The sequence below is a fragment of the Permianibacter fluminis genome (genome assembly GCF_013179735.1).
GTDB lineage: Bacteria > Pseudomonadota > Gammaproteobacteria > Enterobacterales > Permianibacteraceae > Permianibacter > Permianibacter fluminis.
Genome location: NZ_JABMEG010000001.1, coordinates 2537043 through 2557309 on the forward strand (window position 1 = coordinate 2537043; position 20267 = coordinate 2557309).

The following is a 20267-nucleotide window of genomic DNA, read 5'->3' on the forward strand; positions in this document are numbered from 1 at the left end:
CGGGCTGCAGGCCTCGGCTCAATCGCCAAAGCGCTCCACCGTCAGCCGACTGTGCCAGCTGCCGTTGCGCAGCTGGCGGTCAACAATGAACAACTCGCCGTAGCGGCCCTCATCAAATTCGCTGGCGGTCTCAGCAATGCCGGCGGCGCGCAGCAATTCCGGCAGGGTATTGGAATGGCCGGCCACAATCAGGGCGCCCTGGCAGCCGGTTGCCAGAATTCCGGTCAGAAATGCGCCGGATTGGCGGGCATCGTAAATCTGCAGTTCGCGCCCGAGCCGCGCCGCCAGCGGCTTCAGCGTCAGCTGGGTGCGCTGGTAGCCGGTCGCAAACAAGCGGTCGATGGGCGCTGCGGCCAGACGGTTGGCCAAGGCCTCAGCCCGGTGCTGGCCGACGGCCGCCAGCTGTGGGTCCTTTTCGCCCGGAATGGCCTGCTTTTCCGCGTGGCGGACCAGAAATATCGTGCATTGTGCGGTCACGGCAGCTTGCTCCGCGGTGTCCGGGCTGGCGCCGGCAAGGTGGCTGGTGCTGCAGCCGGTGACGGCCAGCAACAGAACGGCCAATGCCGGTGTGACGCGCCGGCGTTTACCCGTATAATCGCCGCTCCAAGCGTAGCCCCCAGCAAAACGAAAATCAGCGGGTTGTCGCGGCAGGTGGCCGGAACGCCCCAGCATGAGCCAGTGTTTCAGGAAGAAGTGAATGGTTCGCATTTTTAATCATTACATCCCAAAGGCGTTGTTGCTGCTGGGTCTCATCGAAGTGCTGGCGTTGTTTTTTTCGCTGCAGCTAGGCGTCGAGTTACGTTTTGGCGGCGACGTCATCAGTAGCACGCACCTTACCAATATCCCACTCGAATACAAAGCCGGCGTTTTTACCGTCGTCCTGATGTTGATGCTGATGGCCATGGGCCTGTATCAACGCCATCAGCGCGACAGTTTCCGCATGCTGATGCTGCGCATGGCCTGGACCTATGTGCTGTCGCTGCCGTTGTTGCTGACGGTGTTCTATCTGTTCCCGGAAGTCTATGTCGGTCGCGGTGCCTTTGCCCTGACCATTGCCGTCAGTTTTGTCTTGCTTGGCATCATTCGGTTTTTCTACCAGCAATTTGCCTCCGCTTCGATTCTGTCGCGCCGGGTGCTGGTGGTCGGCTCGGGCAAGCTGGCGCAAGCGCTTGAGCGGCTGCGTCGCCGTAGCGACTGGCACGGCACGACGCTGATTGGCTTCCTGCACCTGCGCGGTGACCATGATGAGGTTGAAGCCGAGCGACTGATACGCTCCGAAAAACCGATTGCCGAAGTCTGTGCCGATTACGGCGCCGATGAAATCGTCATCGCGGTCGAAGACAACCGCAAGAATTTTCCGACCGAAGAGATCATCGACTGCAAGCTGCGCGGTATCCAGATCACCGAGCTGGCCAGCTTCTTCGAGCAGCGCACCGGCAAAATTCATATCGATGCCTGGTCACCGGGGCGGATGCTGTTTCTGGATGGCTTCGACAACAATATTTTCCGAGTCATGACCAAGCGGCTGTTCGACATTGTCATGGCGTCCATAGCGCTGATTCTGGCGTTGCCGGTGATGATGCTGCTGGTGGTCATTGTTCGGCACGAAAGCCGCTGGCGTGATCCATCCATCTACAAACAGGTTCGTACCGGTCAGCACGGCCAACCGTTCACCTTGTACAAGTTTCGCTCGATGGTCGTCGACGCGGAAAAAAATGGTGCCGTCTGGGCCAGCAAGAACGATCCGCGGGTCACTCGGGTAGGGGCCTTCATGCGCAAGACCCGGCTGGATGAATTGCCCCAGCTCTGGAATGTGTTGAAAGGCGACATGAGTTTTGTCGGGCCGCGGCCGGAACGGCCCGAGTTCGTCGAGCAGCTCAGCCACAAGATCCCGTATTACGCCATGCGGCATCGGGTCAAACCCGGCATTACCGGCTGGGCGCAGGTCAATTACCCGTACGGTGATTCCGAGGCTGATACCCGGGAAAAATTGCAGTACGATCTTTACTACATCAAGAACTACAGCCTGTTTCTCGATCTGACCATTCTGGTCCAGACCGCAGAAGTGGTGCTATGGCGCAAAGGCTCGCGATAAAACGCGGTGGCGAATCCGGTAGTCAAGCGCGTGGATGGATTCACGCAAACGGGATTGGCCGTGAACTCGGCAAAGGATGTGTGAAAGGAGGCAACGATGTACGAGTCTTATTACAAGCTAAGCGGCAAGCCGTTCCAGCTGGCACCTGATCCGTATTTCTTTTTTGGCAGCAGCACGCACAAACGCGCGCTGGCCTATCTGAAATATGGCGTCTCGCAAAGCGAGGGCTTTATTGTCGTGACCGGCGATGTCGGCACCGGCAAGAGCACGCTGGTCCGGACGCTGTTCAACACGCTGGAAAAAAAGGATGATCTGATCGCCGGCCAGCTGATGAACACCCAGCTCGATTCGACCAATATCCTGCGCATGGTCGCAGCGACCTTTGGTCTGGCACATCAGGCCGCCGACAAGACCAGTCTACTGAAGAACATCGAAAACTTCCTGATGGCCCGGCACAAGGAAGGCAAGCGTTGCATGCTGGTGGTCGACGAGGCACAGAATCTGCCGTTCGAGTCGCTGGAAGAGCTGCGCATGCTGTCGAACATGCACTTCAAAGGCAAAGTGCTGCTGCAGATTTTCCTGCTTGGCCAATCAGAATTCCGTGACAACCTGCGGCACCCGAATCTGGAGCAGGTCCGGCAGCGCATCACGGCCTCTTATCATCTCGCCCATCTGGACCCGACCGAAACCATCGGCTATGTCGAGCACCGCTTGAAGAAAGTCGACTGGAAAAATGATCCGGAGTTCAGCAAAGACGCCTATCACGCGATCTACGAATGCACTGCTGGCGTACCGCGCCGTATCAATACGCTGTGCGATCGCTTGCTGCTGTATGGTTTTCTGGAAGAAAAGCATGTGATCGACGACGCCATTGTTCGCACCGTCGCACAGGAACTGCGCGCCGAACTGATGGTGCCGGAAAGCAATGCCCAGCCGATCCGCAGTAATGGTGCTGGCCATACCGCAGGCCACGCTGCTTCGGCTGCACCGAACAATGGTGCCGGTGAGCCGGCCGGCAATCTCGAACAACGGATCGCACAGCTGGAGCAGGAGCTCGAACGCATGCGCCGCCGGTTCGACAAAGAACGCGACTTTATGCGTAAAGTGGTCGCGATCAGCTTTAACTTTGATGACAAGGATGATGAGTTTGATCGTCCCGGCCAACGGCCATCGTGAAAGAAAAAGGGCGCTGAAAGCGCCCTTTTTCTTTCGGTTGGTGATGCTTAGAAAATGAACGCGGCCCGGATGCTGACGTTGTCGCCGTCGAAGTCGAGACCTTCGTAGCTGTAATCCATCATCGTTTGGCGAATCAGCAACTTCCAGCTGGTGAAACGGAATCCGATCTGAAGTATTTCGCCGGTAGCATCATCAAAACTGTGTGAACCCATGCCTGCGTCACTGAGGTCAAGCTTGGGGTTGAACTCATGGCTAATGCCGACGCCAACCTGGAAGACATCGCCCAGATCGAAAGAACCAACCAGATCGAGCGGGAAGCGGCTGAATTTAACCGAATCGCTGCCGGCGGTTACCGAGTCTTCTTTGTAGCCGAGACTGTATTGGAACGAAAAGGTTTCGGTGAAGTAGTTGATACCGCCGAGTGAGCCGCTGAAGCCGCCGCCAAGCGATACGGATTCTGTGCTCAGATCACCATCGTCATCCTCGACATAGACATTGAACTCGTCACCGCCATCGGCGTAGGCGATGTCGGCATACCAATCTGCTGCTTGCGCAGGCATCTGCATCAGGCCAAAAAGCATGGCCAGAACTGCTACATGACGCTTCATGTGTATTCATCCTGATTATGTTGGGGTGGTCTTGGCATGTCTTTGCATGCGCCGGCGCACTCTAGGGGCGTGGCTCTGCGTGGTCAAATGCTCGTTTGTATCGGACTGTAGGGGATGGGGTGTTGGTGAAAAAATATACAGCTAGAGCAGGCACAAAGGCGGTACAGGAAAAATCTACACACATGAGCAATACGCAAATCGAACTCGCCGAAACGACAAAGGCGCCTGCCGGCGCCTTTGCGGGAACCAAGTGAACGTTGATTCAGCGAATTTTCTGTTCCCAGGCCAGCGCGTGTTTGACGATGGTCTTCAAGTCATCAAATTTTGGCTGCCAGCTCAGCAACTGGCGCAGCTTGCTGGAGTCGGCGGCGATGGCGGCCAGATCGCCGGCGCGGCGCGGCGCATAGTTTATGGTCAGCGGTTTGCCGGCCACTTGTTCGGCGGTCTTCAGGACTTCCAGCACGCTGTAACCGTGGCCATAGCCACAATTCAGCGTCACTGACTGGCCGTTGTTGCGCAGATAATCCAGCGCCGACAAATGGGCGGCGGCCAGATCTTCGACATGGATGTAGTCACGCACGCCGGTGCCGTCCGCTGTGGGGTAATCGGTGCCGAATACCGACACACTGCTGCGTTTACCACACAATGCTTCCACGGCCACCTTGATGAGATGGGTGGCATTCGGTGTTGCCTGACCGATGCGGGCTTCCGGATCTGCACCGGCGACGTTGAAGTAGCGCAAGGTGACATGGCGAATGGCGCCGGTGGCGGCGTAATCGCGAATCAGCCATTCGCTCATCAGCTTCGACAGACCGTACGGCGATTCCGGTCGGGTCGGTGATTGTTCGGTCACCATCAAGGTGTCTGGCGTGCCATAGACGGCGGCCGTCGACGAGAAAATGAAGTGCTCGACGCCGGCGGCCTGACAGCATTCCAGCAGGTTTAAAACGTTGACGGTGTTGTTGCGGTAATACTGCAGCGGTTTTTCGACCGACTCTGGCACCACGGTATTGGCGGCGAAGTGAAGAATGGATTTGATGTTGTGCTCGCGCAGCACTTTCAATACCAGCTCGCGGTCACCGGTATCGCCGACGATCAGTTGGCCGTACAGCACGGCCTCTTTGCGGCCGGTACTCAGGTTGTCGAGCACAAACACGTTTTCGCCGCGCTCGCCCAATTGGCGTACGACATGGGAGCCGATATAACCGGCGCCGCCGGTAACCAGAATGCCGGGTTTCATTTTTTGGCTCCTTTCAAATTTTCGCTTAGGCTTTTCCAAAAGCCTTCGAATTGTTCTTTCATGTCACTGGATTCGACTGCGCTGCGCGGAATTACGACCGCGCCACCGCTAAAAATAAGACAGTAGTGATCGTTTTCTATTATTTTATTCACTAAATCTGTAATCGGAAATCGGAACGTTCCAAGTTTAAAGTCGACATGAACCTTATCGTCAAAGATCGACATTCTGCATTCATGGCCTGAGTTGATGGCCAGCAGTTCGTTGCCGATCCTGTTTTTCGCCACTTTTTTTTGCAATTTGAGCGAAATGAAGCCCAATCCGGCAAACTCAATAAATCCGCCAAGTTTCGACTCGACTGATTGAGGCGCCGCTTTCATCGCCTCGGCTAGGAATACAGCCGAAAGAACAAAGCAGACGCCCCAAAAACACGATAGAGCTCGTCCCCAGATACCCAAGCCAGCGCGCTTTGCTAATGAAGCACCGAGGTGCTTTTCAACTAGTGCCGCGCTTTCCCGGCTAGGTATCCAGTTGATGCAAGTTGAATACATGCTCGATGTGCCTATAAAGATAATGGGGGCCTTTAGGCCCCCATTATCGCACAGCTTCAACGAACCAAACGATGGCCTAACCACGCTTACCAAGTTCAACATAGTTACGCTCGGTATGCCCGGTGTAGAGCTGACGCGGGCGGCCGATCTTCTGGCTTGGCTCGGCGATCATTTCTTTCCACTGGGCGACCCAGCCGGTGGTGCGGGCCAGCGCAAACATCACGGTAAACATGTTCATCGGAATGCCCATGGCCTTCATGATGATGCCCGAATAGAAATCGACGTTCGGGTACAGTTTTTTCTCGACGAAGTAGGGGTCCTGCAGCGCAATGCGCTCCAGCTCCATCGCCACTTTCAGCAGCGGATCATTATCGGCGCCGAGGTGGTGCAGCACTTCATGGGCGGTTTGCCGCATGATGGTGGCGCGCGGATCAAAGTTCTTGTACACGCGGTGACCAAAGCCCATCAGACGGAACGAGTCGTTCTTGTCCTTGGCGCGGCGGATGTATTCCGGAATACGGTCAACGCTGCCGATTTCCTGCAGCATGTTCAGGCAGGCTTCGTTGGCGCCACCGTGAGCCGGGCCCCACAGCGACGCGATACCTGCTGCGATGCAAGCGAACGGGTTGGCGCCCGACGAACCGGCTAGGCGAACAGTCGAGGTCGAGGCGTTCTGTTCGTGATCGGCATGCAGAATCAGGATGCGGTCAATCGCGCGCACCAGAATCGGATTCGGTTCGTATTCTTCCGCCGGCACGGCGAACATCATGCGCAGGAAGTTGGCTGAATACGACAGGTTGTTTTTCGGATACACGAACGGCTGACCGATGCTGTATTTGTAGCTCATCGCAGCCAGTGTCGGTACTTTGGCAATCAGGCGAATCGCGCTGATTTCGCGATGGACCGGATTGGTGATGTCGAGCGAGTCGTGATAGAACGCCGACAGCGCACCGACCACGCCGATCATGATCGACATCGGGTGGGCATCACGGCGGAAACCCTGGAAGAACCGGGCCATCTGCTCGTGCACCATGGTGTGGTGGGTGATGCGGTAATTCCAGTCTTCGAGTTCGGCCTTGTTTGGCAGTTCACCGTTTACCAGCAGGTAAGCGACTTCCAGAAAATCGGATTTTTCGGCCAGCTGGTTGATGGGGTAGCCGCGGTATTGCAGCACGCCGGCATCGCCATCGATATAGGTGATCTTCGATTCGCAGGCGGCCGTAGCCATGAAGCCCGGATCGTAGGTAAACAGCTTGGCATCGCCCAATTTGCGGATGTCGACGACATCGTAACCCTGGGTCGGCGAGTGGATCGGCAGCGAGACGGGCTCGGCGCGGTCAGGCAGGTGCAGTGTGGCGACCTTGTCTGCCATGGTGTGCTCCTTAGACGGGCATGGAGGGCGCGCAAATCTATCGCGCCGCGTTTGACGTAAACAGAGCGTTAGTATCGCTCAGGCAGGGGCGGGGAAACTATAGGCGAAATGGGGGCAACGTCAATTCGTCAATAGTGGCCTCGACAATGGCGCAATTGCTCAAAGCTTGTGCAATTCCCGAGGAATTCGCTATGAAAACTATCGTTGTCAGCGATTTGTCATCGGGGAGGGGCGCGCCTATAATTCGGCGGCCGCGCGGCAGCGGGCCTGAATCGGTTGATGATCAGGTTCCATTTGGCAGTCGCGCATCCGCCTCTTTGTCGGGGCCCACTCAAACAAGACGCATAAAACCGTGACCAAGCAACGTCCTGTCTTCCTGCCGCTTGCACCGGCTGACGTGATGGGGATGCCGGTGATGGCCATCACCTCCATCCTGCACCGCATCTCTGGCATTGTGCTGTTTCTGGGGCTGCCGGCCCTGCTGTATATGCTGCAAAAGTCGCTGGCTTCCGAGGCCAGTTTCGCTGAGTTGAAAGACTGCCTGGCTGCCGGTTGGGCCAAGCTGGCATTTTGGCTGCTGCTGTCAGCCGTGGCGTTTCACGTCATTGCCGGCGTCCGCCACCTGATCATGGACCTCGGTCATTTGGAAACCAAAGAGGGCGGCCACAAGGCGGCTTCGACCGTGCTGGTGCTGTTTGTCATTGCCGCCGCGTTGCTGGGGGTGTTCGTATGGTAAAGGTCGCGACCTCCCTGGGCCGTAGCGGCCTGCATGACTGGCTGATCCAGCGGCTGTCGGCCGTGGTCATGCTGGCCTATGTCCTGTATCTGCTGGGCTACCTGATTGGCGCCTACATGGTCCAGCCGGAGCTGAGCTTCGGCCTGTGGCAGGGCTTTTTTGCCCGGCCAGTGGTCAAGATTGCCAGCTTCCTGGCCCTGCTGGCTGTGGTCAGCCATGCCTGGATCGGCATCTGGACCGTCTTCACCGATTACGTCAAACCGGTCGCCGTTCGGGTGGTGCTGCAAAGCCTGCTGATCGTCACCTGTCTGAGCCTGCTGTTCTGGGGCTTTTCCATTTTGTGGGGTGTGTAAATGGCGTATGCCGTTCAAACCTTTGACGCCGTCATCATTGGTGCCGGCGGCGCCGGCATGCGGGCGTCCTTGCAGCTGGCCCAGGCCGGCCTGAAGACCGCACTGGTCTCGAAAGTCTTCCCGACCCGTTCCCATACGGTAGCCGCCCAAGGCGGCATCACGGTCGCACTGGGCAATACCCATGAGGACGACTGGCGCTGGCATATGTATGACACCGTCAAGGGCTCCGATTACATCGGTGACCAGGACGCCATCGAATACATGTGCTCGGTCGGCCCGCAGGCCATTTATGAGCTCGAGCACATGGGCCTGCCGTTCTCCCGTAACAAGGAAGGCCGGATTTACCAGCGGCCGTTTGGCGGCCAGTCCAAGAATTTTGGTGGCGAACAAGCTGCCCGCACCGCCGCCGCCGCCGACCGTACCGGCCACGCCCTGCTGCACACGCTGTATCAGCAGAACGTCAAGGCCAAGGCCGATGTGTACAGCGAATGGTTCGCGCTCGATCTGGTCATGAACGACAAGGGCGAGTGTGGCGGCGTTACCGTCATGAACATCGAAACCGGCGAAATCGTTGTGTTCAAAGCCCGGGCGGTGATTTTTGCCACCGGCGGTGCCGGCCGTATTTATTCCTCGACCACCAACGCCTTCATCAACACCGGCGACGGTGTCGGCATGGCGCTGCGCGCCGGCCTGCAAGTGCAGGACATGGAATTCTGGCAATTCCACCCGACCGGTATTGCCGGCGCCGGTGTGCTGGTGACCGAAGGTTGCCGCGGTGAGGGGGGTTATCTGGTCAACAAGGACGGCGAACGCTTCATGGAGCGTTACGCGCCGAACGCCAAAGACTTGGCTGGCCGTGACGTCGTTGCCCGCTCGATGATCAAAGAAATCATTGCTGGTCGTGGCATGAAACTGCCGGACGGTTCCGATTATGTTTACCTGAAGCTCGATCACCTCGGCGAGAAAACGCTGAACGAACGGCTGCCGGGTATCTGCGAGCTGGCGAAGACCTTTGCTCACGTTGATCCGGTCAAGGCGCCGATTCCGGTCGTGCCGACCTGCCATTACATGATGGGCGGGATCCCGACCAACGTGCACGGTCAGGCGCTGGTCAGTCGCAATGGCAAGGATCAGGTTGTTCCGGGTCTGTACGCCGTCGGCGAAATCGCCTGCGTGTCGGTGCACGGTGCCAACCGTCTGGGCGGCAACTCGCTGCTGGATCTGGTGGTGTTTGGTCGCGCCGCCGGTCTGCACGTCACCGAAGCACTGCGCAAGGACGAACTGGGTTTCAGCAACATCAGCGACAGCGACATCGACAAAGCGATGGCCCGCTACAACCGCTGGGAAAACAGCAAAGACGGCGAAGATCCGGCGGTGCTGCGCAAAGCCATGCAGACCTGCATGCAGAACTATTTCGGCGTGTTCCGTACCGGCGACTCGATGGCGAAAGGTTTTGCCGAACTCAAAGCCCTGCGTGCCCGTTTGCAAAACGGCGTACTGAAGGACAAGAGCAAGACCTTCAATACCCAGCGGGTCGAGTGCATGGAGCTCGACAACCTGATGGAAACGGCGTTTGCCACCGCGATGTCGGCCAATTACCGGACCGAGAGTCGTGGCGCCCATGCCCGCGAAGATTTCGAGAATCGCGACGACGAAAACTGGCTCTGCCACTCGGTTTACGATCCGACCAGCGAAACCATGAGCAAGCGCGGCGTCAACATGCAGCCGAAAACGGTTGAAGCGTTCGCGCCGAAAGTTCGCACGTACTAATTTTTGCCATCAGCTATCGCTGTTGGCAGAACTGGACAGGAGCAGTCTGTCATGCGTTTTCAGATTTACCGTTACAACCCGGAAACCGACAACGAACCGAGCATGCAGGAGTTCGAAGTCGATGTGCCGGAAGGTCGCGACATGATGCTGCTCGAAGCGCTGCATCTGATCAAAGAAAAAGACACCACCCTGACGTTCCGCCGGTCCTGCCGTGAAGGCGTCTGCGGTTCCGACGGTATGAACATCAACGGCAAAAACGGTCTGGCCTGCACGACGCCGGTCAAGTCGTTGAAGCAGCCGGTTGTCGTGCGGCCGTTGCCGGGTCTGCCGGTGGTGCGTGATTTGATCGTCGACATGTCGATGTTCTACAAGCAATACGAACGGATCAAACCGTTCCTGCAGAACAGCACGCCTGCGCCGGCAAAAGAACGGCTGCAAACGCCGGAAGATCGGGAAAAGATGGAAGGGCTGTGGGAATGCATTCTGTGCGCCTGCTGCTCCACTTCGTGCCCGTCGTTCTGGTGGAACCCGGACAAGTTCGTCGGTCCAGCCGGTCTGCTGCAGGCCTATCGCTTCCTGGCCGACAGTCGCGACACCGCGACCGAAACCCGGTTGAATGATTTGGATGATGCCTACAGCGTGTTCCGTTGCCGCGGCATCATGAACTGCGTCAATGTCTGTCCGAAAGGTCTGAATCCGACCCGGGCGATTGGCAAAATCCGCAGCATGCTGTTGCAGCGTGGCGCCTGAGTTGCCGGTCCGGTTGTTGATGAACCGTCCGCGCGCAGGCGCTGAACAAAAGTAGTAAGGCAGAGCCGTGTGAGCGCAAAAGGTGCTCACGCGGTTTTGCTGTCTTTGGGCCTTTTTGATTTTAATGGAAGAGGCTAACGGCCCTGTCGGCTGGTTGCGGCAGGATTGTTTGTTGGGTCGGTAACGGCTCAATCATCGGACTCACAAAGGGTGAGTAACATGTCAGGTATTGCAGAGCTCTTTTCGACGAGCTATCTCAACGGCGGCTCGGCCGCTTATATCGAAGAACTGTACGAGCAGTTTCTCGCCGATCCGGCGTCGGTGCCGGAAAACTGGCAACAGCTGTTCCGCGAACTGCGGCAAGGCGCGGCCGATTCCGCGCATGAGCCGGTCAAGGCGTATTTTCGCGATGCCTGGAAACGTCCCACCACCGTAGTGGTGCAGGGCGCTGGCAAAAACGAAGAACATGATGCCAAACAGGTTGGCGTGCTGCGTCTCATCAACGCCTATCGAGCCCGTGGTCACCAACATGCCCAGCTCGATCCGCTTGGTATCTGGAAACAAGAACATCTCTCGGACCTGACGCTGGAATACCACGGTCTGTCCGAACGCGATTACAACACCACGTTCCGCTCGACGCTGTATGGCGCGACTGAACGGACCCTGAAAGACATTCACGAGCATCTGAGCCAGTGCTACACCAGCACCGTCGGCTTTGAAGGCTCGCACATCACCAACCAGAATGAACGCATCTGGTTGCGTGAATACATCGAAAGCTCGCGCTGCAAACCGCAGCTGAAAGCCGACAGCCGCAAAACGCTGCTGCAAGGCCTGACTGCCGCCGAAGGTCTTGAGCGCTATCTCGGCGCAAAATTCCCCGGCGCCAAGCGCTTCTCACTGGAAGGCGGTGATGCCTTCATCCCGATGATGGGCGAAATGATCCAGCGCGCCGGTGAGCAGGGCGTCAAGGAAGTGGTGATCGGCATGGCCCACCGCGGCCGATTGAACATGCTGGTCAACATTCTGGGCAAAAGCCCGGCCGATTTGTTTGACGCATTTGCCGGCAAGCATGCCGAGGTGCATGGCTCTGGCGATGTCAAATACCACATGGGCTTCTCGTCCGATTGCGAAACGGTTGGCGGCAAGGTTCACCTTGCGCTGGCGTTCAACCCGTCACATCTGGAAATCGTCTCGCCGGTGGTGACCGGTTCGGTGCGGGCACGGCAGGAGCGTCGCGAGCTGGATCTGGTCGGCCAGGACACCCGCAATCAGGTGCTCGGCGTTTCGGTGCACGGTGACTCGGCTTTCACCGGCCAGGGCGTCGTGATGGAAACCTTCAACATGTCGCAGGCGCGTGGTTACACCACCGGCGGCACGGTCCACATCGTCATCAACAACCAGGTCGGTTTCACCACCAACCGTCAGGATGACGTGCGTTCGACCTCGTACTGCACCGACATCGCCAAGATGGTTCAGGCGCCGATTTTCCACGTCAATGCCGATGATGCCGAAGCGGTGTTGTTCGTCACCCAGTTGGCGCTCGACTATCGCATCAAGTTCAAGAAAGACGTGGTGATCGATCTGGTCTGCTATCGCCGTTGGGGTCATAACGAAGCCGACGAACCGACCGCAACGCAGCCGGTCATGTACAAAGAAATCAAGGCACGCGCCACCGCGCGGCAGATTTATGCCGAACAGCTGGTCAAAGCCGGTCATCTGAAAGACGCCGATGTGCAAGCGCTGGTGGATGACTATCGCAAGAAGCTCGATGCCGGCGAACAAGTCGCGCCGGGCATTGTGCCGTTCCAGAAGAGCGAATTCTCCGCAGACTGGTCGCCGTATTTCGGTCAGCGCTGGACGGCTGCGGCCGACACCACGGTCGATCAGGATCGCTTGAAGCGTCTGGGCGAAAAAATTACCGCGGTACCGGCCGGTTTCAAATTGCAGCCGCGGGTCGCCAAGATTGTTGATGACCGCAAAAAAATGACTGCCGGCGAATTGCCGCTGGATTGGGGCTACGCCGAAACGTTGGCCTACGCCGCGCTGTTGGAAGACGGTTATCGGGTCCGCATTTCCGGTCAGGATTGCGGCCGCGGCACCTTCTTCCATCGCCACGCGGTGTGGCATGAGCAGGAAACCGGCAACACCCACGAAGTGCTGAAAAACATTTCCGACAAACAAGCGCCGTTTACTGTCATTGACTCGGTGCTGTCGGAAGAAGCGGTGTTGGCTTTCGAATACGGTTATGCCACCACATCACCCACCTCGTTGGTGATTTGGGAGGCGCAATTCGGCGACTTCGCCAACGGCGCGCAAGTGGTGATTGACCAATTCATTTCCAGTGGCGAGCAGAAGTGGGGCCGCTTGTGTGGTCTGACGTTGCTGCTGCCGCACGGTTATGAAGGCCAGGGCCCGGAACATTCGTCCGCCCGTCTGGAGCGCTTCCTGCAACTGTGCGCCGAACAGAACATGCAGGTGGTGGTGCCGACCACGCCGGCGCAAGTTTTCCACATGCTGCGCCGGCAGATGATTCGTCCGCTGCGCCGGCCGCTCATCGTCATGTCGCCGAAGTCCTTGCTGCGTCACCGTCTGGCGACCTCGTCGCTGGAAGAGCTTAGCAGCGGCAAATTCAAGACCGTCATTGGCGAGATCGATCAGCTCGATCCGAAGCAGGTCAAGCGGGTGGTGATTTGTTCCGGCAAGGTTTATTACGATCTGCTCGAAACCCGCCGCGCCCAGAACCGCACCGACGTGGCCATTGTCCGGGTCGAGCAGTTGTATCCGTTCCCGACCGCCAGTCTGAAGAAAGCGCTGGAGCCATACCAGCACGTGCGTGAATACGCCTGGTGTCAGGAAGAGCCGAAGAATCAGGGCGCCTGGTACAACAGCAAACACCACTTCAAGGAATGCCTGCCGAGCGGGTTCGTGCTGAGCTTCGCCGGTCGCCCGGCGTCGGCAGCACCGGCAGTCGGTTACACCTCGGTACATGATGAACAACAGAAAGAATTGATCGCCAAGGCGCTTGGCTAAAGAGATGTGAAGTGCGGGACCTGTGCCCGCACTTCCTGTGCACGCTGCAAAGGGCAGCAAAGGAGAGAAAGATGAGTATCGAAATCAAGGTCCCGGTATTGCCGGAATCCGTTGCCGATGCCGTTGTCGCCACTTGGCATAAAAAGCCGGGCGAGTTCGTCAAACGTGATGAAAACCTGGTCGACATCGAAACCGACAAAGTGGTGCTGGAAGTGGTCGCGCCGGCCGATGGCGTGATCGAAAGCATCCTGAAAGACAAAGGCGCCACGGTTGGCGCGCAGGAAACCATCGCGCTGTTCAAGGCCGGTGATGCCAGCGCTGCTGCAGCTCCTGCGGCCAAAGTCGACGCACCGAAAACGGAAACGAAAGCGGCGGCGGCACCAGCCCCGGCCGTTGCGGCTAGCACTGCCGAAGCCAGTGATGTGCTGACGCCGGCGGTTCGCCGTTTGGTGGCAGAGCATGGCCTTGATGCGAGCAAGATCCCAGCCTCGGGCAAAGATGGTCGACTGACCAAGGAAGACGTTGAAGCGTTCATTTCGGGCAAAACCGCCAAGGCCGCTGCGCCGGCTGCTGCAGCGAAAGCCGCACCGGTCGCTGCACCTGCGGTCGCTGTTCCGGGTTCGCGCGAAGAGCGCCGCGTGCCGATGACTCGTCTGCGTCAACGTATCGCCGAACGTCTGCTCTCCGCACAACAAAACGCTGCCATTCTCACCACCTTCAATGACGTCAACATGAAGCCGGTGATGGAGCTGCGTGCCAAGTACAAAGAACAATTCGAGAAGACCCATGGCGTCAAACTTGGCTTCATGAGTTTCTTCGTCAAGGCCGCGACCGAAGCGCTGAAGCGCTATCCGGAAGTCAACGCCTCGATCGACGGTAATGATGTGGTCTACCACGGTTACTACGACATCGGCGTTGCGGTCAGCGCGCCTCGTGGTCTGGTCGTGCCGGTGCTGCGTGATACCGATCGCATGGGCTTGGCCGACATGGAAAAGGCCATCGGCAGTTACGGTCAGAAAGCCAAAGACGGCACCCTGACCGTTGAAGAAATGACCGGCGGCACCTTCACCATTTCCAACGGTGGCACCTTCGGTTCGTTGTTTGCGACGCCGATTATCAATCCGCCGCAATCGGCCATTCTCGGCATGTTCCGTACCGAAGATCGCGTGATGGCGGTCAATGGCCAGGTTGTCATCCAGCCGATGATGTATGTCGCGCTGTCGTACGATCATCGCATCATTGATGGTCGTGAGTCGGTGGGCTTCCTGAAGACCATCAAAGAGTTCATTGAAGATCCGGCACGTCTGCTGCTGAACGTTTAAGAGAGAGGACAGAACATGAACCTGCATGAATACCAGGCCAAGCAGCTGTTTGCTGAATATGGCTTGCCGGTTTCGCGCGGCGAAACCGTGCGCAGTGGCGAAGAAGCTGTCGCAGCTGCAGAACGCATCGGTGGCGGCCGCTGGGTCGTCAAGGCACAAATCCACGCCGGTGGTCGCGGCAAGGCCGGCGGCGTCAAGCTGTGCAAGAGCAAGACCGAAGTGGAAGAGGCCGTCAAGGCGATGGTTGGTCGCAACATGGTGACCTACCAGACCGATTCGAAAGGTCAACCGGTACATCGCGTTTTGATCGAAACCACCACCGATATCGCCAAAGAGCTGTATTTGTCGGCGGTGCTGGATCGCGGCACTCGTCGCGTGGTGATCATGGCGTCGACCGAAGGCGGCGTGGACATCGAGAAAGTTGCCCACGACACTCCGGAAAAGATTCTGAAAATCACCGTTGACCCGCTGGTTGGCGTGATGCCTTACCAAGCCCGTGAACTCGGTTTTGGTCTCGGTCTGAATCTGGACCAAATCAAAGAGTTCACCAATATCGTTTCCGGTCTCGGCAAGATGTTTGTCGATCTGGATCTGAGCCTGGTTGAAATCAACCCGCTGGTCATCACCACCGAAGGCAAGCTGCACTGCCTCGACGGCAAGATCAACGCCGATGACAACGCGCTCTATCGCCAGCCGAAGCTGCGCGACATGTACGATCCGACCCAGGAAGATGAGCGCGAAATCCGTGCCAAGCAATGGGAACTGAACTACGTCGCGCTCGAAGGCAACATCGGTTGCATGGTCAACGGTGCTGGCCTCGCGATGGCCACCATGGACATCATCAAGTTGCACGGCGGCAAGCCGGCCAACTTCCTCGACGTTGGTGGCGGTGCGACCAAAGAGCGCGTCTCTGAAGCGTTCAAGATCATTCTGTCGGATGACAACGTTAAAGGCATTCTGGTCAACATCTTCGGCGGTATCGTTCGCTGCGACATGATCGCCGACGGCATCATCGGCGCCGTGCAAAACGTCGGCGTCAAGGTGCCGGTGGTGGTGCGTCTGGAAGGCAACAACGCTGAGCTCGGCGCCAAGAAACTGGCCGAGTCGGGTCTGAATATTACGCCGGCGGTCGGTCTGACCGATGCCGCGCAGAAAATCGTTGCCGCAGTGGGAGGCAAATAATGAGCGTCTTGATCAACAAAAACACCAAGGTGATTTGCCAAGGCTTCACTGGCAAGCAAGGTACCTTCCACAGCGAACAGGCAATCGAATACGGCACCAAGATGGTTGGTGGCGTGACGCCGGGCAAAGGCGGTTCGACTCACCTCGGCCTGCCAGTGTTCGACACCGTGCGCGAAGCGGTGGCCACCGTCAAACCGGATGCATCGGTTATCTATGTGCCGGCGCCGTACTGCAAAGACTCGATCATCGAAGCCGCTGATGCCGGTGTGCCGTTGATCGTCTGCATCACCGAAGGCATTCCGGCGCTGGATATGCTGGAAGTGAAACTGTACGTCGATTCGAAAGGCATCCGCCTGATCGGCCCGAACTGCCCCGGTATCATCACCCCGGGCGAATGCAAAATCGGCATCATGCCGGGTCACATTCACAAGCCGGGTCGCGTTGGCGTGGTCTCGCGTTCGGGCACGCTGACCTATGAAACGGTCAAGCAAACCACCGAACTCGGTTACGGTCAGTCGACCTGTATCGGTATCGGCGGTGACCCGATCCCGGGCACCACTTTCATCGATGCGCTGAAACTGTTCCAGAACGATCCGCAAACCGAAGCGATCGTCATGGTCGGTGAAATCGGCGGCAGCGCGGAAGAAGAAGCCTGCGAATACATCAAGGCCCACGTGACCAAGCCAGTGGTTGGTTTCATCGCCGGCATCAGCGCCCCTCCGGGCAAGCGCATGGGCCACGCTGGTGCGATCATCTCCGGTGGCAAAGGTACAGCCGAAGAGAAGTTCGCGGCCATGGCTGCTGCCAAGGTGCACGCCGTGCGTTCACCGGCCGACATCGGCAAAGGCGTCGCGCAGATCACCGGCTGGAAATAAGTCAGCACAGTCTGCTGCAATGGAAAACGCCCGCTTCTGCGGGCGTTTTCTTTTCTGGAACTCATGAAAGGTAGTCAGCGCTGGCCGGACAGGCGCCTGCCTGATTGCGACCATCCCGGCAGATGAGGCACACTCGGCGGCGATCAGTGCAACCTGCAACGGTGGACGTCAGTGCCTCTCACTCCGACCAAGCATCATGAATCACGTCTGGGCGTGATGCTCGACCAGGCGCTGTCGACGGCACTGGCACAGTTATGGTCGGCCGTAGGCGGTGCGGAGTTCATGTCGGCCGTGCTTGATGTCCTGCATGCCGTTTGCCCCATCGACTCGGGGGGGACACTGGTCTACTACCGCAATCGCCGTCCGCTCAGTTTGTTGCATCGTTTCAACCCCAGTGAACGGCAAGTGCCTGCCGATATCTATTCCACCGGCCCTTACGCGCTCGACCCGCAATATCGCCTGTTCCTGAAAGGCTGTGCCAGCGGCGCCTATTGGCTGCGCGATGTCGCGCCGGATGATTTTTACAGCAGTGAATACTTTCTGACGTTCTATTCCAAAACCGGGGTGGCCGATTCGATCGATGTCATCTGGCGCATTGACGACGACACCGCGATCAATTTCTTTTTGCAGCGCAATGTTCATAGCAATGAATTTACCGCTGCCGATTTGGCCGCGCTGCAGCTGGTCTTGCCGATTGTCTACGCGGCCTTGGCCAAGCATCAGCAGATGACCGCAGGCTTCTTGCAATCAACCGTGGATGACAAGACTCACCTGCAGGTGGAATGTACGCTCAACAATTTTGCCAGCTCGTTGCTGACGCCGCGGGAACGGGATGTGCTGCTGTATATGCTGCGCGGGTACTCGTCGGTGCTGACGGCGCAAAAACTGAATACCTCGGATGGTACGGTCAAGATTCACCGCAAGAATATCTATCGCAAACTGGATATCGGTTCCCAGGCTGAATTGTTCTCGCTGTTCATCAATTGCATTCCGTTCGCCAAGCCGGACGAACAGTCCGATCCGCTACAGTTTTATCAGCAATCGCAGGTGTCGGTGCTGTCGCGCTGAGTCGATTCCAATTGTTGCCCGTCAGCCCCACAGCGCTGGCGTTGGCGGGTAGAGCAGAAAATTGTCGCAGCGCATCGCCTGCTCGCAATCACGGCTCTGCAGCTGCGGCCCATCCAGATCGACATAACGGCAGCGCTGGCCGACCAGAAAGGCTGGCGCCATCGCCAGCGAACTGCCGCACATATTGCCGACCATCAACTCAAAACCAAGCTCCTTGCCACGCTCGACCATCCGCAGGGCCTCGGTCAGACCGCCGCATTTGTCCAATTTGATATTGAGGTAGCGATAGCGACCGCGCAGCGCCGCGATGGATGCCGTATCGGTGCAGGATTCATCCGCCGCAAACGGAATCGGATAATCCAGATCGAGCAGGCTGTCATCGTCACCGCGTGCAACCGGCTGTTCGATCAGTTCGACATTGTTGGCACGCAATGCCGGCGACAACTGTTCAAGCAGCGGGCGCGACCAGGAGCCGTTGGCATCGATAATCAGCCGCGCCTGCGGTGCTTCTTCCCGGACAATCCGGATGGCATCGAGATGGCGTTCGGCATCCACCTTGATTTTCAACAGCGGCGCATGATGTGCGGCGCGCGCTTCGGCGCGGGTCTGGTGATCATCACCGAGGCCGATGGTCATGGCCGTGGTCAACGTGCGTAGTGGCGGCAAGCCGGCGCGTGCAGCGGCACGGAGCCCGGTTTGTTTGCTGCGCAGATCCCAGAGTGCGCAATCGAGCGCGTTACGGGCGCCGCCGCGAGGCAGCATTGCCAGCAGCTCTTCGGTTTTGAGTTGGTTGCGCAGCAGATGCTGAATCGCGCTGATTTGCCGCGTCATGCTGGCCGGGGTTTCACCGTCATAGTCGATGCCCGCCGCTTCACCGCGGCCCTTGTTGCCGGCGGCATCACGCAGCTCCACCTGAATGACCGGAACATCCAGCATGGTGGCGCCGGCAATGCGAAACGGCGTCTTCAGTGGCCAGTGCACCGTGCTGACGGTGCATTCCATCATGGCTGTACCGCCGCAGAGCGCACCAACTCATCAACCAGCGCATCGACTCCGCCACGCAGCGGATCACACACCGGCAGCCCGAGTTCACTGCGGACACGGGTGAAATAATCCTGCGCTTGCGAATCTGTGAGGGTCGATGAATTGATGCTGACACCGACGCAGCGCACTGCGCGATTGGTCAGCCGCGCGGCTTCCAGATAGCGGTCGATTGCCTGCGCCAATGACGGCAACGGCATATGCGGATAGCCCTCGATGGTGCTGCGCGAGGGATCGTGGCACAGCACCAGCGCATCGGGCTGCGAGCCGTGCAGCAGCCCGAGCGTGACGCCGGCATAGGCAGGATGAAACAGTGCGCCTTGCCCTTCGATAATGTCCCAATGTTCGGCGTTGTTTGCCGGGGAGAGCAGCTCGGCGGCGCCGGCAATAAAGTCGGCAACGACCGCATCAATCGCGATACCGGCGCCCGCAATCATGATGCCGGTCTGGCCGGTGGCGCGAAACGTCGCCGCGACGCCGCGCTTGTGCAAGTTTTCGGTGATCGCCAGCGCGGTGTATTTTTTGCCGAGCGCGCAGTCGGTGCCGACCGTCAGCAAGCGTTTACCGCTGCGCTTGAGACCGGTTCCGGCGGGCAATGGCTGGTCGGTATGGCGGACATCAATGAGCTTGACGCCATTGCGCGCGGCCGCGGCAACCAGCCGAGGAAAGGTGCTCAGTCGGGTATGCATGCCGCTGACCACATCCATCCCGGCATCCAGCGCCTGCTCGAGGTCATCGAGCCAGGCATCCGGTATGGCGCCGCCAACAGCGGCAACGCCGATGATCAGCGAACCCGCACCATGCTTGGCAGCCATCGCGGGCGACAGCAGATCCAATCCGAGTGAAACGGTGGCCGTTGGCAGACTCCACTCAGCCAGCACCTTGTCGCGACACCAGTCACGCAAACCAAAGGCGGTCTTGGCATCGGATTTGAGTTGGACATCGCCGAGGTAGAGCAAATAGGGTGCGCGTAAGGTATGCACGGCAAATTCTGCAAAGCAAAACAGGCGGCTAACTTAATCCGATCACGTTGGCTTGGCAGCGTTTACCGTCGGCAAATTCGCTCGACTACCGCCAACTGGGTAAGCCGACGTGCGCAGC

General features: G+C 58.3%; 18 protein-coding genes. 11 read left to right on the plus strand and 7 right to left on the minus strand.

Annotated features, from left to right (window positions below):
- Nucleotides 1-18 precede the first annotated feature (18 nt).
- Nucleotides 19-708 carry a SixA phosphatase family protein gene (locus HPT27_RS11015; RefSeq protein WP_172243077.1) on the minus strand — a complete coding sequence of 230 codons (690 nt, stop codon included), beginning with the start codon at nt 706-708 and terminating at the stop codon, nt 19-21.
- Here HPT27_RS11015 and HPT27_RS11020 point away from each other — a divergent pair.
- Together HPT27_RS11020 and HPT27_RS11025 are read left to right on the plus strand one after the other, a co-directional pair.
- Nucleotides 698-2095, plus strand: coding sequence for a TIGR03013 family XrtA/PEP-CTERM system glycosyltransferase (locus HPT27_RS11020; RefSeq protein ID WP_172243080.1), 1398 nt, complete (start codon nt 698-700; stop codon nt 2093-2095). The two genes, HPT27_RS11015 and HPT27_RS11020, sit on opposite strands and share 11 nt — an antisense overlap.
- A gap of 96 nt (nt 2096-2191) precedes the next feature.
- Entirely contained in the window at nt 2192-3271 is a 1080-nt protein-coding gene (locus HPT27_RS11025; protein WP_172243083.1) for an XrtA/PEP-CTERM system-associated ATPase, read from the plus strand.
- A gap of 47 nt (nt 3272-3318) precedes the next feature.
- On the opposite strand, the gene HPT27_RS11030 is transcribed toward HPT27_RS11025, so the two are convergent.
- The 4 genes from HPT27_RS11030 to gltA form a co-directional block, all read right to left on the minus strand.
- Complete coding sequence (locus HPT27_RS11030; RefSeq protein ID WP_172243086.1) at nt 3319-3879, minus strand: hypothetical protein; 561 nt, start codon at nt 3877-3879, stop codon at nt 3319-3321.
- 262 nt (nt 3880-4141) lie between these two features.
- Nucleotides 4142-5119, minus strand: a complete 978-nt coding sequence (gene galE, locus HPT27_RS11035; protein WP_172243088.1) for a UDP-glucose 4-epimerase GalE — start codon at nt 5117-5119, stop codon at nt 4142-4144.
- Nucleotides 5116-5769 carry a hypothetical protein gene (locus HPT27_RS11040; protein WP_172243090.1) on the minus strand — a complete coding sequence of 218 codons (654 nt, stop codon included), beginning with the start codon at nt 5767-5769 and terminating at the stop codon, nt 5116-5118. The genes galE and HPT27_RS11040 overlap by 4 nt, the downstream gene beginning before the upstream one ends.
- The gene (gltA, locus tag HPT27_RS11045; RefSeq protein WP_172243092.1) at nt 5744-7039 is read right to left on the minus strand and encodes a citrate synthase; all 1296 of its coding nucleotides are present in this window, start codon (nt 7037-7039) and stop codon (nt 5744-5746) included. The genes HPT27_RS11040 and gltA overlap by 26 nt, the downstream gene beginning before the upstream one ends.
- Before the next feature lie 352 nt (nt 7040-7391).
- Here gltA and sdhC point away from each other — a divergent pair, with 352 nt between their 5' ends.
- The 9 genes from sdhC (at nt 7392) to HPT27_RS19630 (ending at nt 18125) form a co-directional block, all read left to right on the plus strand.
- Nucleotides 7392-7775, plus strand: a complete 384-nt coding sequence (sdhC, locus tag HPT27_RS11050; protein ID WP_328820684.1) for a succinate dehydrogenase, cytochrome b556 subunit — start codon at nt 7392-7394, stop codon at nt 7773-7775.
- Nucleotides 7769-8128, plus strand: coding sequence for a succinate dehydrogenase, hydrophobic membrane anchor protein (gene sdhD / locus HPT27_RS11055; protein ID WP_172243094.1), 360 nt, complete (start codon nt 7769-7771; stop codon nt 8126-8128). The genes sdhC and sdhD overlap by 7 nt, the downstream gene beginning before the upstream one ends.
- Nucleotides 8129-9898 carry a succinate dehydrogenase flavoprotein subunit gene (sdhA, locus tag HPT27_RS11060; RefSeq protein WP_172243096.1) on the plus strand — a complete coding sequence of 590 codons (1770 nt, stop codon included), beginning with the start codon at nt 8129-8131 and terminating at the stop codon, nt 9896-9898.
- A gap of 51 nt (nt 9899-9949) precedes the next feature.
- A complete protein-coding gene (locus tag HPT27_RS11065; RefSeq protein WP_172243098.1) occupies nt 9950-10648 on the plus strand; it encodes a succinate dehydrogenase iron-sulfur subunit in 699 nt (232 codons plus the stop codon).
- Nucleotides 10649-10867: 219 nt separating this feature from the next.
- Nucleotides 10868-13678 (plus strand): 2-oxoglutarate dehydrogenase E1 component, encoded by a 2811-nt coding sequence (locus HPT27_RS11070; protein WP_172243100.1) that lies wholly within the window; start codon nt 10868-10870, stop codon nt 13676-13678.
- 71 nt (nt 13679-13749) lie between these two features.
- Nucleotides 13750-15000, plus strand: a complete 1251-nt coding sequence (gene odhB / locus HPT27_RS11075; protein WP_172243102.1) for a 2-oxoglutarate dehydrogenase complex dihydrolipoyllysine-residue succinyltransferase — start codon at nt 13750-13752, stop codon at nt 14998-15000.
- 15 nt (nt 15001-15015) lie between these two features.
- A complete protein-coding gene (gene sucC / locus HPT27_RS11080; RefSeq protein ID WP_172243105.1) occupies nt 15016-16182 on the plus strand; it encodes an ADP-forming succinate--CoA ligase subunit beta in 1167 nt (388 codons plus the stop codon).
- The gene (sucD, locus tag HPT27_RS11085; RefSeq protein WP_172243108.1) at nt 16182-17057 is read left to right on the plus strand and encodes a succinate--CoA ligase subunit alpha; all 876 of its coding nucleotides are present in this window, start codon (nt 16182-16184) and stop codon (nt 17055-17057) included. The genes sucC and sucD overlap by 1 nt, the downstream gene beginning before the upstream one ends.
- A 171-nt stretch (nt 17058-17228) precedes the next feature.
- On the plus strand, nt 17229-18125 hold the full coding sequence (locus tag HPT27_RS19630; RefSeq protein ID WP_172243111.1) for a response regulator transcription factor: 897 nt from the start codon (nt 17229-17231) through the stop codon (nt 18123-18125).
- 21 nt (nt 18126-18146) lie between these two features.
- Here HPT27_RS19630 and dgcA read toward each other — a convergent pair whose 3' ends face one another.
- Together dgcA and HPT27_RS11100 are read right to left on the minus strand one after the other, a co-directional pair.
- A complete protein-coding gene (gene dgcA, locus HPT27_RS11095; RefSeq protein ID WP_172243114.1) occupies nt 18147-19130 on the minus strand; it encodes an N-acetyl-D-Glu racemase DgcA in 984 nt (327 codons plus the stop codon).
- Nucleotides 19127-20149: a DUF1611 domain-containing protein gene (locus HPT27_RS11100; RefSeq protein ID WP_172243117.1), complete on the minus strand. Its 1023-nt coding sequence runs from the start codon at nt 20147-20149 to the stop codon at nt 19127-19129. The genes dgcA and HPT27_RS11100 overlap by 4 nt, the downstream gene beginning before the upstream one ends.
- Between the last annotated feature and the right edge of the window lie 118 nt (nt 20150-20267).

Excerpts from the sequence above, each read along its gene's own strand:
- HPT27_RS11020 (WP_172243080.1), top strand. The coding sequence starts at position 698 with ATGGTTCGCATTTTTAATCATTACATCCCAAAGGCGTTGTTGCTGCTG.
- HPT27_RS11015 (WP_172243077.1), bottom strand. The coding sequence starts at position 708 with ATGCGAACCATTCACTTCTTCCTGAAACACTGGCTCATGCTGGGGCGT.
- HPT27_RS11025 (WP_172243083.1), top strand. The coding sequence starts at position 2,192 with ATGTACGAGTCTTATTACAAGCTAAGCGGCAAGCCGTTCCAGCTGGCA.
- HPT27_RS11030 (WP_172243086.1), bottom strand. The coding sequence starts at position 3,879 with ATGAAGCGTCATGTAGCAGTTCTGGCCATGCTTTTTGGCCTGATGCAG.
- galE (WP_172243088.1), bottom strand. The coding sequence starts at position 5,119 with ATGAAACCCGGCATTCTGGTTACCGGCGGCGCCGGTTATATCGGCTCC.
- HPT27_RS11040 (WP_172243090.1), bottom strand. The coding sequence starts at position 5,769 with ATGTTGAACTTGGTAAGCGTGGTTAGGCCATCGTTTGGTTCGTTGAAG.
- gltA (WP_172243092.1), bottom strand. The coding sequence starts at position 7,039 with ATGGCAGACAAGGTCGCCACACTGCACCTGCCTGACCGCGCCGAGCCC.
- sdhD (WP_172243094.1), top strand. The coding sequence starts at position 7,769 with ATGGTAAAGGTCGCGACCTCCCTGGGCCGTAGCGGCCTGCATGACTGG.
- sdhA (WP_172243096.1), top strand. The coding sequence starts at position 8,129 with ATGGCGTATGCCGTTCAAACCTTTGACGCCGTCATCATTGGTGCCGGC.
- HPT27_RS11065 (WP_172243098.1), top strand. The coding sequence starts at position 9,950 with ATGCGTTTTCAGATTTACCGTTACAACCCGGAAACCGACAACGAACCG.
- HPT27_RS11070 (WP_172243100.1), top strand. The coding sequence starts at position 10,868 with ATGTCAGGTATTGCAGAGCTCTTTTCGACGAGCTATCTCAACGGCGGC.
- odhB (WP_172243102.1), top strand. The coding sequence starts at position 13,750 with ATGAGTATCGAAATCAAGGTCCCGGTATTGCCGGAATCCGTTGCCGAT.
- sucC (WP_172243105.1), top strand. The coding sequence starts at position 15,016 with ATGAACCTGCATGAATACCAGGCCAAGCAGCTGTTTGCTGAATATGGC.
- sucD (WP_172243108.1), top strand. The coding sequence starts at position 16,182 with ATGAGCGTCTTGATCAACAAAAACACCAAGGTGATTTGCCAAGGCTTC.
- dgcA (WP_172243114.1), bottom strand. The coding sequence starts at position 19,130 with ATGATGGAATGCACCGTCAGCACGGTGCACTGGCCACTGAAGACGCCG.